This window comes from Fodinibius sp. SL11, from assembly GCF_052060035.1.
Taxonomy (GTDB): Bacteria; Bacteroidota; Rhodothermia; order Balneolales; family Balneolaceae; genus Fodinibius.
Genome location: NZ_JBPOEA010000001.1, coordinates 156488 through 170578 on the forward strand (window position 1 = coordinate 156488; position 14091 = coordinate 170578).

Consider the following 14091-nt stretch of genomic DNA (forward strand, 5'->3'; position numbering starts at 1 on the left):
AGCTTAATTGCTTCCGGGGTCTTTTTATATATAGCCCAATTTACTTTTTAGACAGAAATAGTATTGGCTCGTAGAAATGATGAAGAAAGCGGAGAATCATTGTCTGAACGGGTGAACCCAATAATGGAAAAACAACGAACACGGAAAGCCCATGGTCTATTCTGTTTGTTGAGCTACAGAAAACGCTTCTATCGTTTTTTTATTCACTGGTTGTTCAGAAATCCAGGCATAGCGACCGGGGACTAAATCAAGTGTGAAATAGGCGGTATTACCCTCGGGCATTTCTTGCGTGCCACCAATAAAGGTCGTTGGCGCAATGTTTTCAGCCGTTGAAACAAGTCCTTTCGCATTGTTAAAATCCATCCAGGTAGCAATTTTTTCAAGGCTGTCAGTTTCACTTAGTTTAGCGACATGAACATCACGGCCGATCAGGGCAGGGGTTTCTTCATTGAAATTAACTTTGACCAGATGTTTGCCCGGAGTTACCTCTCCCTGAATATCCAATCCTTCGTCGGTAGTTGTTATTTCAATAGTTGCAGACTGCGGTGGCATTGCATCGGTGGTATCAGTCGTTACATGCAGATCTCTCATCATCCCTTTTTTCCAATGGAATGTACCGTCAGCGGTTTTGATATAGCATTCCATAGCATAATTACCAGGGATCATAAAAAGAGTAGTCTCAGTAATTTTTCCGGGAGATACGAATCCGGCCCCGCCACGGAATATAATGTCGTTGAACCAGTCCGGCAGTTTGGAGAATACAGCCATGGCCTCGTCATTTTTCCCTTCCATAGTCAGATAGGAAGATTCCTGAAAAATGGGACTAACTTCTCTCAATAGATCCTTACTGGTTTTACTACCTGGTAAGTAGTCAAAAAAGAGAAAATGAACCATGGGGCTTTTGTTGACAAACCGAAATGTTGTCCACCCGGCGGAGATAGTATCGGTGTCCGTTTGAAATAGGTGTCGGTCATTTTCAGCATCGTAAATGGCACTCACTTCAACTAAGGTCGGTTCTTGGCTTGAAGAAGATTCATTCTGTGCCTGGTTGTTAGTACAGGCAAAGACGACTACGCTTAATAGGACTCCCAAAATTATATTCGATAATGATTTCATAATATTCCCTCTCTTATTTTTGCTCTATTGTTAAGTAAAATAATTTATAGTTATTAAAAGTACACTTCCGCCGGTTTAAACATTGATCAAGTTATATTCTTTGTATAATCATGAGAGTAATATCATCACTTTGGGGTGCTCCGTCAGCATGATCCTTAACATCCTGCAAAATAGCAGCTAATAATTCCTCTGAGGAATATCTACTATTCTTAGCAGCCTGTGCTTTTAATCGATCTATGCCGTACTCTTCCTTTTGGTGGTTCATGGCTTCCGTGATTCCATCAGAGTAAATTAAAAGTAAATCACTCGGCTGCAGTGAGATGGTTCGCATTTCATATTGCGATTCCTCCATGACTCCCAAAAGTAATCCCGTTGAATCAAGATGAACAGGTTCTTCATTATTTCGGATAAGAAGCGGGGCATCGTGACCGCCATTAGAATATTGGATGGTAGCATTTTTATGATCCAGAATGCCGTAAAATAATGTGGCAAATTTGGTAGGCTCGGTACTTCGGCAAAGTAAATTATTTGTTCCGTGCAGACACTTGATGCAATCCTTGTACATGATCGCATGGCTTCGGAGTGTTGCCTGTAAGTTAGCCATCAACATAGCGGCCGGCATACCTTTGCCTGTAATATCACCTACACAAAAACCGAGCTTGCTGTTTGGCAAGCTAATAAAATCAAGATAGTCGCCCCCGACAGCCTTGGCCGGAATGTTAGCAGTACTTATTTGAAACCCTTCAATTTCGGGGGTTGAATTCGGAAGCAGGTGCAATTGAATGTCCCGAGCCATTCTCATCTCTTCCTGTAAACTTAAAAATGCTTTTTCTTCCTCATACAGTCGTGCATTTTCTATTACTTGTGCTGATTGGGAGGCGATTATTGAGATAAGCCGGCGGTCTTCATCCGAGAATGGCTCCCCATCTTTTTTATTGAACACAGCCAGGTAGCCAATAAGATCTCCTTTTATCATAAGTGGGGCACAGAGGATAGAGCGGAATGAAAATGATGTCTTTTGAAGAAAATTAAACCGTTCATCTTCCTGAATATCATTGCTTAATAAAATGGACTGTTTTTTTAACATCCATCCCTTGAGATGGTCATCCAGTTTGATGGGCACCTTTTCAACAGAGGAATCATAATGTCGTACCATGGTATGAAATTCCTTTTCAGGGGTATCTATTTCAAGCAAACTTACGGTGCCTTCTTCCACGCCAAGATGTTTTATGCATTTAAAGACGATTTGGTCAATAATTTTTTTAACCGGCTGAATGGATGATATCGTCGTTGCAATGTCATTTAAAATTCGCAATTCATTTACGGCCAGTTGTAGCCGACGAGTTTCATCAGTTATGGACGGTTGCATAGTCATTTAAGTAACAATAGATAGGAATATTGTTTTGTGTACAGAGGAGATGCTAATCCTTCAGCAATAAAATATCCTAAATTATTTATAAAACTTATTATTAATACTAATAATATAATATATTATTTAATACTGGTATTAATAATTTAAATTAAGAGGGTGTAGAGAGTTAGCCCTTAGCTCCGTAATGATAAATTCTTTTTTACACTATGATGTGATTAAAAAACTCGGCGAAGGTGGGATGGGAGTAGTGTATCTTGCCCATGACACCAAGCTGAATCGGAAGGTTGCTCTAAAATTTTTGTCGAGACGTATCTCTTTTGATTCCGTCGAAAAAGAGCGGTTTCTGCAGGAGGCTCGAGCTGCAGCTTCCCTCAATCATCCTCATATTGCTCAAGTTTATGCTATCGAAGAAGTCGATGGCCAAGTATTTATTGTGATGGAATTCATCAATGGAAAAGAGTTACGAACGGTTATAAAAGAGGGTAAACTTACGCTTGAAGCAAAGAAATCTATTGCTATTCAGATAGCCGAAGGGCTACAAGCTGCCCAAAGTAAGGGTATTATACATCGAGATATCAAGTCGGGGAATATCATGTTGTCGCCTGATAACAGCGTTAAAATCATGGATTTTGGTCTGGCTCGAATAGAAGGGGCTCCACAAATTACCCAGACCGGTACGACTATAGGAACTGTTTCTTATATGTCGCCCGAGCAGCTTAAAAATAACAAAGTTGATAAACGATCGGATGTCTGGGCATATGGGGTGGTTCTATATGAGCTTTTTACGGGAGCGCTCCCATTTCAGGGAATTTATGAAGCCGCGATCATGTATGCGATTACAGAGGAGGATCCCGTTAAGCCTTCAAAAGTAAATGGTTCCATACCTGAAGAAATTGAATCTGTTATTGAACAGTGTCTAATTAAAGATCCGGACGTTCGATATCAGGATTTTGGAGAAGTATTAGGCGATTTGAAGGGGACATCCTCAAAAAGGGACAAGTTGGTGAAGCCCAATGCGAAGGCTGCCAAGCCAAAGCTTGGGAGGTATCTTTACGTAACCTTGCCTGCAGTATTACTATTGCTGCTTATTGCTTTTTTACCAATCAGGCAATATATCGGCTGGGAGAGTTCGGAAAGTGTGCTTTTGCCTGAAGAACGCGGGCTGGCAATTTTACCATTCAAGAATATTAGTGCCCCATCTGAAGAGCTGGAGGCACTTTCGGATGGATTGATGATGAATATAACAAGCCGACTAACCCAGGTAAGTAACTATCGGGGAGCCTTATGGGTCATTTCCGCAAGTGAAATTATTCAAGAAGGCGTCACTTCGCCCGGACAAGCTCGAAAAGATTACTCGGTGAATTTAGCGGTGACCGGTAGCATACAGAAGTTCGAAGATCGGATACAGCTAACCATGAATTTGGTCGATACCAAATCATTGCGACAATTAATTTCGCGAGAAATAAATAGCGAAGACAATAGTATGTCCGTATTACAGAGCCGAGTGTTTGAGGAGTTGTTAGACATGCTGAATATTGAATTGCAGTCCGATGTAACTGACGTTGTAATTGAAGGCAATTATAATAGTCGCAGTTCGCAGCACTATATACAGGGACAAGGGTATCTTTTGCGGTATGAAAAAGGTGACAATCTGGATAAAGCAATAAGTCACTTTCAACAGGCCGTGGATGATGATTCTGATCATGCCCCTGCCTATGCTGCGCTGGGAGAAGCATTCTGGCGTAAATACCAAGAAACCGAAGATGTAGTGTATGTTGAGCAGGCAAAGAATGCCTTGGCAAAAGCAATGAAAATAAACAGCGATCTGGTACAGGTAGTTTCAACTCTCGGATTGATAAACCGTGGAACTGGCGATTATGATGAGGCTATTGAGAATTTTAAAGAGGTTATTACCCGCGAACCCAATAATGCGATGGCCTTTCGGCAACTGGCCGGTACTTATGTCGAAAAAGGGGAATTGGATAAGGCAGAAGCGAACTATAAGGTGGCCATTAAGCTAAAACCAGACTATTGGAGAGGATACAGTGATTTGGGCAATTTTTATTTGCAATATCGGGGAGACATTGATAAAGCGGACGAGCAATATCAGCATGTACTGGCGTTGACGCCCGAAAATTATATTGGTTTGTCCGGGCTTGGGGTCATCAATATTTACCGGGAAAACTTTGAGCAGGGTATCAATTTTTTAGAGCAATCAATGAGTATAAGGGAAACGTATTTTGCCGCTTCAAATTTGGGAGTAGCGTATTATTATCTGGGCAATTACAGCGAAGCAATCCGCTGGTATAGTAGGGCCTATGAACTGAATTCCAGTTCTTACCGTGTTTTGGGGAACATTGCCTCAGCTCATGAGGCTATCGGTAATGATGATTTGGCTGTTAATTACTACAAAAAGGCTATTGATGCTGCCAAGCAACAGTTGGAGGTAAATCCCAATGAGGTTCGCATTATTAATAACTTGGGATCTTATTACGCTGATATTGGGGAAAACAGAGTGGCATTAGAGTATCTTAAACGGTCATTAGCGTTAGATTCGAATAATAACGAAATACTTTTTTATACTAGTGCTGCCTATGAACGGATGGGAAATCGTGAAAAAGCATTGGAATGGATAGAGCAAGCAATTAGAAAGGGGTATCCTATTTCGAATATCATAAATCAGCCTGAGCTGTATAGCATGATTAATGATGACAGGTTTAAAAAAATGATTAAAAATTATGAGTAGCGATTACTGACCTTGCCGATTTTTAGGATAGGACGTTGCTGTTAAAGGAGGTCGAATAGGAGGGAGCGCATAAATTATTGCCAAATAGAATAATGTTTTTACTATAACCCTGATTGTATCAGGATAACAATAAATAAAAAGGACAAACCCATGACCATTAACAAAATAATTTTACTTTTTGTGTTGGCTGTGTTCAGTTTTGCGACTATAGGTTTTGTTTTCCATGCAGAGAGCGTTGATGGAATGTTGCGTACTTTCAATGTTAAAATTGAGAAAACTGATGATGGCACTTGGCGTGTACGAGATAATAATGGCAGAAATAAAGGAACCTTAAGTGTTGAGAGAGGTGATACCATAAACTGGCAAGCAAAAGGGTCAGACTTGGTTTTTATCTTTTCGAAAGAGGTGGAAAACTATTTTGAGTACGAAGGGAGCATGTTTGAGGATGGACGTACTCAGAAAATTTTGAACAATAAGAAGCTACGTCTTACGCTTAAAGAGGATGCCCCTCAGGGGCTTTTGCCCTATGAAGTTTATGTAATAACTGAGGGTAAGTCGGTAGTGGGTAATTCACCACCCCGTTTAATTATTAATTAATCCTATTGGGTAGCAAGCTGTAATTTTAAAAAGGGGTCAATAGGTCTATCTTGATTTTTAGGGAATCTTCATGGGTATGACAATAAACTGTTTTAATCGTGATATAGAATTCCTTTCGTTTTAAGCAACCAATACTTTTTGAGCTGTGCTTGTTCGGCATATCATCAAAAATATTCATGGAGCAAGCCACATATATACTGAAAAAATATTATCCCAAAAGCTGGTGATAGCTGAATTCGTTGAATAAGAGGAATTTTTGTGAGAGTTTTGACTACAACTACAAAGGGCATAGTCTTTTGATGCCTGAGCTTTGGAGTAGGTACTTTTAAAAAAACGGATAGAAATCCGGTGCGCTAATCATACTCGAATGTCGATCTCAGATGGCAGAGCAAAAAACCGGCCAAAGCACAACCGAAAATATTGAGCAAACGCTTGGTATAGAAGGGGACGCAGGTAAAAAAAGAAAGAGAGTTTTCTACGGCTTATTGGTGGTCGTCCTACTTCTGTCAGGGTGGTGGGGATGGAAATATCTTTCGGCAACAGAACCGTTCAATTATGTTACCGGAGAGGTTTCCCGCGGTAATTTGACTATTTTAATATCAGCAACAGGAGATTTGCAGGCTGTTAATACTGTGGAGGTAGGCAGTGAAATATCGGGGCTGATCGAAGAAGTGTTTGTAGATTATAACGACCGCGTAACTGCAGGACAGCTTCTGGCACGGATTGACACTGATCGGTTGGAGGCCGAAGTGGCTCAGGCAGAGGCCTCTCTGGAGTCGTCGCAGGCTATGTTATCGGAGTCTATTGCGGGATTGGAGGAACAGCGTAGCATCACGGGAAGAGCCCGGCGGCTTGCTGAACAAGATTTAATTTCTGATCAGGAGTTGGAGAATCAACAAACAGCACTGACGCGTGCAGAAGCCGCGGTCGCCAGCGCCCGGGCACAGATTGTGGTTAATGAGGCGAACCTCAATATGGCACGAACAAATTTATCCAAAGCCTCGATTCTTTCACCCATTGATGGCGTCGTGTTAACCAGCGATATAAAATCGGGACAGGCCGTGGCCGCATCATTTCAGACTCCCGTGCTTTTTACTCTTGCTGAGGATTTGACACAGATGGAGCTTCACGCCGATATCGATGAAGCGGATATCGGGCGAATTAGTGAAGGACAACAGGCTAAATTTACGGTGGATGCTTATCCCGACTCAACATTTTCGGCTACACTCACCAAAGTGCATTACGCTCCACAAACGTCTTCGGGTGTTGTTACCTACGAGGCAATACTAACAGTGGATAATTCGGATATGCTGTTATGGCTTGGTATGACTGCAACCACCGAAATCGTCACGCAACAGGTGGAAGACGCTTTGATGGTTCCCAATAGTGCGCTCCGGTTTACCCCGCCCGAAAGTACTGATCTAACCGAGGGTGATGTCGTTTGGGTATTGGATGATAACAAACCGAAAGCCATTCCGGTAACAACGGGAGTCAGCGACGGGCGTAGCACGCAGATTCTAAAAGGTGATCTTGAGCCAGGGCAGCAACTTTTGATTAATATCAGGATTGAGGAGTAGGTAAATGACTCATGATGCTCCGTATACCGTTTCTAAAAAACCTCGCGTTGTTACTGGCAACGGGCGGAATCCACTGGTGCATTTTTCAGGCATTACAAAAATATATGGCGAAGGTCCTGCCCAGGTAGTAGCTCTGGATAAGGTAAATTTGCAGATTTTCGACGGTGAATTTGTGGCCATTATGGGGCCCAGCGGTTCGGGTAAATCAACGTGTTTGAATATGATTGGCTGCCTGGATACGCCGACCTCGGGCTCGTACAGTTTTAAAGAAGTAGAAGTGGACACCCTCGATCGGAACCAGCGTGCGCTGTTGCGTCGTTATTATCTCGGTTTTGTTTTCCAGGGATATAATCTGATGAAAAGAACAACCGCCCTCGAAAATGTGGAGATGCCGCTTATTTATCGAGGAGTCAGTAAAGCCGACCGGAGGACCAAAGCCATGCAGGCACTTGATGATGTGAATCTCCGGGGACGTGAGCATCATACCCCGGCCAAACTCTCGGGCGGTGAACAACAGCGGGTTGCAATCGCCCGTGCCCTGATAACTGATCCGGATTTGCTGTTAGCGGACGAACCTACAGGTAACCTCGATTCCAAATCAGCGGTCGAAATTATGGAGCTGCTGACATCGCTCAATAACAAAAAAGGGATCACCATTGCAATGGTAACCCATGAGCCGGATATGGCCGAATTTGCTGATCGTACGATTCATTTTATGGATGGACGTATCGTCAATAATGAAAAGAATAAGAACCGCCACACATGATTCTGAATATTATAAAACTGGCTATTTCCTCTATCGGACGTAATCTCATGCGCTCCTCGCTGACTATTTTGGGTATTGTGATTGGGGTAGCGGCCGTAATCAGCATGGTGACGATCGGCGGTGGTGCTACCAGTCAAATTACCGGTGAAATTACCAGTCTGGGTAGCAACCTTTTGATATTGAGGCCTGGAACACGGGGCGGCCACGGCGGGGTACGTACCGAAGCTCCTTCGTTTGAAGTTGCTGATGTTGAAGCTATTCGGGAGGACGTGACAGGAATATCCGGGATCACACCAGTATCATCAAGCGGAGCCGTTGCCGTGTATGGCAACGAAAACTGGTCAACCAGCATTATGGGCACTGATAATCAATACTTGTCTATTCGCTCGTGGAGTATCGTAAAGGGACGTTCTTTTTCGGATGGAGAACTTAGAGGCGGTAAGCTGGTCTGTATTCTGGGCGCCACGGTAGCCGACAAACTTTTTGGATATCAAGACCCGTTGGGGGCAAAAATCCGGGTGGAGTCGGTGAGCTGTACGGTTATCGGTGTGCTGGAGGGTAAAGGGGAGTCTACTTTTGGAATGGATCAAGACAACTTTATTCTGATGCCGATTAAAGCGTTGCACCGCCGACTAAAAGGGAACACCGATGTAGGTTCCATTTATATATCCGCGGTAAGCAAAACGGTATCGGCCCAAGTACAGCAGGATGTTATTTCGTTGATGCGGCAGCGCCGCAATATCAGAGGGGCTGATGAAGACGATTTTGAACTGAATGACATGGCCCAGATCGCCAGTACGGTAGAGAGCACTACCGGCATTCTTACAGCTTTTTTGGGGGCTATTGCTGCTATAAGCTTACTGGTGGGCGGTATTGGTATTATGAATATCATGTTGGTATCCGTGACCGAAAGGACCCGAGAAATCGGCATCCGGCTTGCCATCGGGGCGTTGAGCCGAGATGTGCTACTGCAATTTTTAGTTGAGGCTATTATGCTGTCGCTTTTCGGTGGTATTATTGGGATTGCTTTGGGATTGGGGCTGGCGGCCTTTGTGGCGCCGATGTTGGGCGTTCCTTTTGTGATAAATGCGGAGATTATTTTGATCGCATTTCTCTTCTCTGGCCTGGTGGGAATCATATTTGGCTTTTTCCCTGCTCGTCGCGCAGCTCTAATGGATCCTATTGATGCACTCCGGTATGAATAGAGAAAGTTCGTGACCTGGTTGCAGGATAAATTATACCCTGTATAAAAGGAGAGAGACGATATGTTAACTAATCTGAAGCTGGTATTGCTTGGGAGTTATCCCCATTTGTGATTTAAACACTTTGATAAAGTGGCTCAGGCTTGAATAGCCAACTTTATAACAGACGTTGGTGACATTGGTTCCTTTTTGTCGCAGTAATTTGCACGCAAGCTCAACTCTTTTTTCGTTGATGTACTCCACAGGAGTCATCCCAAACTCATTTTTAAAATAGCGGTAAAAGGAGGACTTGCTCATATAAGCGATTTTTGCAACCTTCTCGATAGATATTTCTTCGGTAAGGTTATCTTGAATATATGCTACTGCGTTTGATAATCGGTTTGAGGTGACATGGTCTTTATAGTTTTTAATCAATACTTTACGCGACTCCGACTGTAACATATATACGATAAGTTCGGATATGTTTAAATCAATCAAAAGGTCGCGCTGCTTTTTTGCTTTGGTGAATATATAGAAGAGTTTTTCAATTAGCATATCCACTGCTTTAATATTGGAAAAGTGGACTGATTCTTCCGGATGATATTCCCATTCCCCCGAATCACCGTGTCTGGGCATGGTTTCATTCATTTTTTGGACTACCCTATTCACTTTAGAATTAGGCAATTCTATGGTTATGCACTTCGTGGGATTATGCTCTTCTGCCTCCGGGAAATCGATAAAGATCTTTTTGTCAGGGGGTAAGACCAAAGATTCGTTTGGTTTGAACTCGAAGGAGGCATCTCGGTCGGAATGAATAATCTTTTTCCCGGATATCATTCCGCAATACATTGGCGTTGAGGGATGGAGGGCAACGCCTTTTGCCTTTTTGTAGGTATCATAAATGGAAAAGACCGCATTTTTTCCAGCAAAACTCGTACGGTTCTCTATTAATTGCTGCGGTTCGTTTTGCGGTGATTTCAATATCTGAGAACTCATACGTCTACCCTCATTATTAGATGATGACAAAAGGTTTATTAAGATATATAGGTATTACCCAAATTAAATACAAATTGGGAAAATAGCATCAAATTTTGATATAAAAGAACAAGATACTCTCAGTTATTTAACTAATAATCATTCATACAATAAAAATTAATGAGTGGAGATTATTATGATATACGAAAGACCTGATTTTAAGGACGCCTATGATAATTATATCGGCGGTAAATTTGTCCCGCCCGTCGATGGGGAGTACATAGAAAATATTTCACCAGTAGACGGCAAGCCTTTCTGCAAGGTAGCGCGCTCAAACGAGAAGGATATAAATGCTGCTCTTGATGCAGCTCATAAGGCGGCACCGGAGTGGAATAAAGCTTCTGCGGCCGAACGCGCGGCCGTGCTGAATAAGATTGCTGATATAATGGAGGAGAATCTTGAATATCTGGCAAGGGTTGAAACCATTGAAAATGGAAAACCTATCAGGGAAACACTTAATGCCGATCTGCCGCTGGCGGTCGACCACTACCGCTATTTTGCGGCTGCTGCACGTACAGAAGAGGGAACTATTTCTGAGCATGATGAACATACTGTCTCCATTCAACTGCCGGAACCACTCGGGGTCGTGGGACAGATTATTCCCTGGAACTTTCCCCTGTTAATGGCGGCTTGGAAAATTGCTCCTGCATTGGCCGCAGGGAACTGTACCGTAGTAAAACCTGCCGAGCAGACGCCTGCAAGTATCATGGTAATGCTGGAACTTGTTGGCGATGTGATACCGGACGGAGTGTTAAATGTGGTTAATGGTTATGGTCCCGAGGCTGGGCAGGCTTTAGCTACTTCTGAGCGGATCTCAAAAATTGCCTTTACCGGTGAAACCACTACTGGACGACTAATCATGCAATATGCTTCTGAGAATATTATCCCGGTAACGCTGGAGCTCGGTGGCAAGAGCCCAAATGTATTTTTTGAGAGCGTAATGGATCATGATGATGCGTATTTGGATAAGGCGCTGGAGGGTGCTGCCATGTTTGCCCTCAACCAGGGCGAAGTTTGTACTTGTCCCTCACGGATACTGGTACAGGAATCGATTGCGGATGAATTCATTGATATGGTGGTAGAAAGAGTTGAAAATATCAAGAGCGGTAATCCACTGGACAGTGAAACAATGATCGGGGCACAGGCGTCCAACGATCAGTTGGAAAAAATCCTCAATTATTTTGATGTCGGTCGTCAGGAAGGAGCAGAGGTTCTGGTAGGTGGAGAAGCCAAAGATATGGGCGGCAACGGGCTGTCGGATGGCTATTATGTTGAGCCGACAATATTTCGCGGTAACAACTCCATGCGTATTTTCCAGGAAGAAATATTCGGTCCGGTAGCCTCACTCACTACCTTTAGTGATGTCGAAGAAGCCATTCATATATCCAATGAAACGCTATACGGCTTGGGCGCCGGCGTTTGGACACGTGATGCCCATGAACTCTATCAGGTGCCCAGAGCTATAAAGGCCGGTCGTGTTTGGGTGAATAACTATCACACCTATCCCGCGCACGCTGCTTTTGGGGGATATAAAAAGTCTGGCTTTGGCCGCGAAAATCACAAGATGATGCTCAATCATTACCGCCAAACTAAAAACATGCTCATTTCCTATGATAAAAATGCGATGGGATTCTTTTAGAATCTATTTGAACATCAATGAGATGTTTGATGAAATGAAAGAAAGAACGGGTACCAAGGAATTGGAGATTCCCTGATTGTCTATCGTATTAACAAGTAATATGTAAATTACAAAACCTGTAATGGGGAGGGGGCGGTAAATCCGAGCCCTCCCTAAATAGGTTATAAAGACAAACTAAATGTTATGTCAGTTGAGAAAGTAAAGATAACACCGGAGGCTACGGAAATCCTGGAGCAGTTGCGTGAAAAACACGGAGAACTGATGTTTCATCAAAGTGGTGGGTGTTGTGATGGTTCTTCCCCAATGTGTTATAAAAAAGGGCAGTTTCGTATTGGAAAAAGTGATATCAAATTGGGAGAGGTTGCTGATACGCCTTTCTATATGTCAAAAGATCAATTTGAATATTGGAAACACATGCAACTTATCATCGATATCAAGGAAGGGAGAGGCTCCAGCTTTTCTCTTGAAATACCATTGGGAAAGCGTTTTGTCGTTAAATCCAGGCTTTTTACGGAAGAAGAGCTCAATAGTATTGAAGAGGAATAGAGTTTTAATTAAAAAAGAAAGTCTCTTAAGGTTTCACTGAAATTCCTTAAGAGGCCTCCCCGATGATATATTGTGGATGGTCCTGAAGTCAATCCCCAAATAAGAATGGGCAGGTGTTCAGGTTTTTCACTCATCAGTTTTTTGGTGTGATATTTTGATTTACATGGAAGAAATTATCCGGATCATATTTCGATTTTATCTTTTGCAGACGTTTGTAATTATCTCCATACGAGGCTTTTACACGGTCGGTTCCTTCATCCATCATAAAATTGATGTAGGACCCACCAAGCGTAAAGGGCTTTAATGCCTTCCAGTAATCCCGAGCCCATGTTTTGATTCTTTTTGCATTTTTAGGATCCGGGTCCACGCCTACGATGACCATTGACCACCTTGCATCACGCATATTCCAGGCCGTCTCCTCTTTTTCAGTATCATGAACTGCTCCATCGATCGGGTAGAGGTGCATGGTGGATTGGGCGGTGGGTACCTCGGCAAAGCGCACATGCTGTTCGATGGCTCCATCACTTAATTCCTTGACAAAATCCCCTTTCCAATACCATTGATCGCCAGATGGATAAAGACCATCAAACAGGGATTGCAGTGTCGGATAGGGCATCTCTCCGGTAAATTCAAATAACGGTTTGGCTACATCACGGGCCTGCTGTATGATTTCTTCAAATTGATCTTTTGGGCCGGTGTAGCACCATACAAGGCCGCATACTTTTTTTCCATGTATCTCTTTTGGGAAAGGATCACCTGCTGCTACTTGTGCTATGAGATAAAAAGCGTAAACGTCGTTTGGCATTTCAGGTAGCCAGTCGCGGTACCACTTCATCGTGTTTTCAAGCTGGTCGATAGGCCAGAACAGCGGGCCGCCGATAACGTTTTCTACAGGATGGAGCCGATATTCGAAAGAAGTAACCACTCCAAAGTTACCGCCACCGCCACGCAATGCCCAGAACAGGTCTGCATGTTCTTTATCATTGGCATGCACAAGTTTACCATTCTGAAGCACGATATCGGCACTAATCAGATTATCAATGGTAAGACCATATTTACGGCTTAGATATCCATGACCGCCTCCGAGAGTAAGGCCGCCGACTCCGGTTGTAGAGAGAATTCCGCTAACCGTTGCCATGCCGTATTCATGAGTGGCGCGATCTACCTCTCCCCAGGTACACCCGGCTTCCACGTGGACTGTTTTATTTTTTGGATCTACCTGTATCTTCTTCATGGGAGATAGGTCGATAACCAATCCACTGTCGGTTAAAGAAAGCCCCGGACCGTTGTGTCCACCACTGCGTATAGAAACTTCAATTCCTTCTTTTTGGGCAAAATTAACTGCTTTTATAACGTCTTCGGTGTTTTTGCACTTGGCTATGAATGCAGGATGCTTGTCAATCATGCCATTATATATTTTACGGGCCTCATCATAATTATCATCTGTTGGACGGATGATTTCCAAGTTCAGTTCTTTGGTTAAATCTCTTGTTTCTGGTTTCATAGTTATCCTGTT

The 14091-nt window shown here is 43.1% G+C and carries 11 protein-coding genes; 7 read left to right on the forward strand and 4 right to left on the reverse strand.

All coding sequences use genetic code 11. The annotated features are described in order from the left end of the window. Positions 1–156 precede the first annotated feature (156 nt). Positions 157–1116: a hypothetical protein gene (locus ACQ76V_RS00635; RefSeq protein WP_440998527.1), complete on the reverse strand. Its 960-nt coding sequence runs from the start codon at positions 1114–1116 to the stop codon at positions 157–159. Between the two features lie 91 nt (positions 1117–1207). Continuing rightward, positions 1208–2485, reverse strand: a complete 1278-nt coding sequence (locus ACQ76V_RS00640; RefSeq protein WP_440998528.1) for a GAF domain-containing SpoIIE family protein phosphatase — start codon at positions 2483–2485, stop codon at positions 1208–1210. Positions 2486–2672: 187 nt separating this feature from the next. Between ACQ76V_RS00640 and ACQ76V_RS00645 the strand changes: the two genes are divergently transcribed. The 5 genes from ACQ76V_RS00645 to ACQ76V_RS00665 all read left to right on the forward strand — a co-directional run bounded on the left by ACQ76V_RS00645 (position 2673) and on the right by ACQ76V_RS00665 (position 9379). Further along, the gene (locus ACQ76V_RS00645) at positions 2673–5234 is read left to right on the forward strand and encodes a protein kinase domain-containing protein (RefSeq protein ID WP_440998529.1); all 2562 of its coding nucleotides are present in this window, start codon (positions 2673–2675) and stop codon (positions 5232–5234) included. Positions 5235–5384: 150 nt separating this feature from the next. Continuing rightward, a complete protein-coding gene (locus ACQ76V_RS00650) occupies positions 5385–5831 on the forward strand; it encodes a hypothetical protein (protein ID WP_440998530.1) in 447 nt (148 codons plus the stop codon). Positions 5832–6211: 380 nt separating this feature from the next. After that, entirely contained in the window at positions 6212–7408 is a 1197-nt protein-coding gene (locus tag ACQ76V_RS00655; protein WP_440998531.1) for an efflux RND transporter periplasmic adaptor subunit, read from the forward strand. A gap of 4 nt (positions 7409–7412) precedes the next feature. Next, positions 7413–8174, forward strand: a complete 762-nt coding sequence (locus ACQ76V_RS00660; protein ID WP_440998532.1) for an ABC transporter ATP-binding protein — start codon at positions 7413–7415, stop codon at positions 8172–8174. Further along, a complete protein-coding gene (locus ACQ76V_RS00665) occupies positions 8171–9379 on the forward strand; it encodes an ABC transporter permease (protein WP_440998533.1) in 1209 nt (402 codons plus the stop codon). The genes ACQ76V_RS00660 and ACQ76V_RS00665 overlap by 4 nt, the downstream gene beginning before the upstream one ends. A gap of 63 nt (positions 9380–9442) precedes the next feature. Here the strand turns inward: ACQ76V_RS00665 and ACQ76V_RS00670 are convergent, their stop codons facing one another. Beyond that, on the reverse strand, positions 9443–10351 hold the full coding sequence (locus ACQ76V_RS00670; protein ID WP_440998534.1) for a helix-turn-helix domain-containing protein: 909 nt from the start codon (positions 10349–10351) through the stop codon (positions 9443–9445). Between the two features lie 175 nt (positions 10352–10526). Between ACQ76V_RS00670 and ACQ76V_RS00675 the strand changes: the two genes are divergently transcribed. After that, the gene (locus tag ACQ76V_RS00675) at positions 10527–12029 is read left to right on the forward strand and encodes an aldehyde dehydrogenase family protein (protein ID WP_440998535.1); all 1503 of its coding nucleotides are present in this window, start codon (positions 10527–10529) and stop codon (positions 12027–12029) included. Between the two features lie 183 nt (positions 12030–12212). Then, positions 12213–12575, forward strand: coding sequence for a DUF779 domain-containing protein (locus ACQ76V_RS00680; protein ID WP_440998536.1), 363 nt, complete (start codon positions 12213–12215; stop codon positions 12573–12575). A gap of 133 nt (positions 12576–12708) precedes the next feature. Here the strand turns inward: ACQ76V_RS00680 and ACQ76V_RS00685 are convergent, their stop codons facing one another. Then, positions 12709–14079 carry an FAD-binding oxidoreductase gene (locus tag ACQ76V_RS00685; RefSeq protein ID WP_440998537.1) on the reverse strand — a complete coding sequence of 457 codons (1371 nt, stop codon included), beginning with the start codon at positions 14077–14079 and terminating at the stop codon, positions 12709–12711. Between the last annotated feature and the right edge of the window lie 12 nt (positions 14080–14091).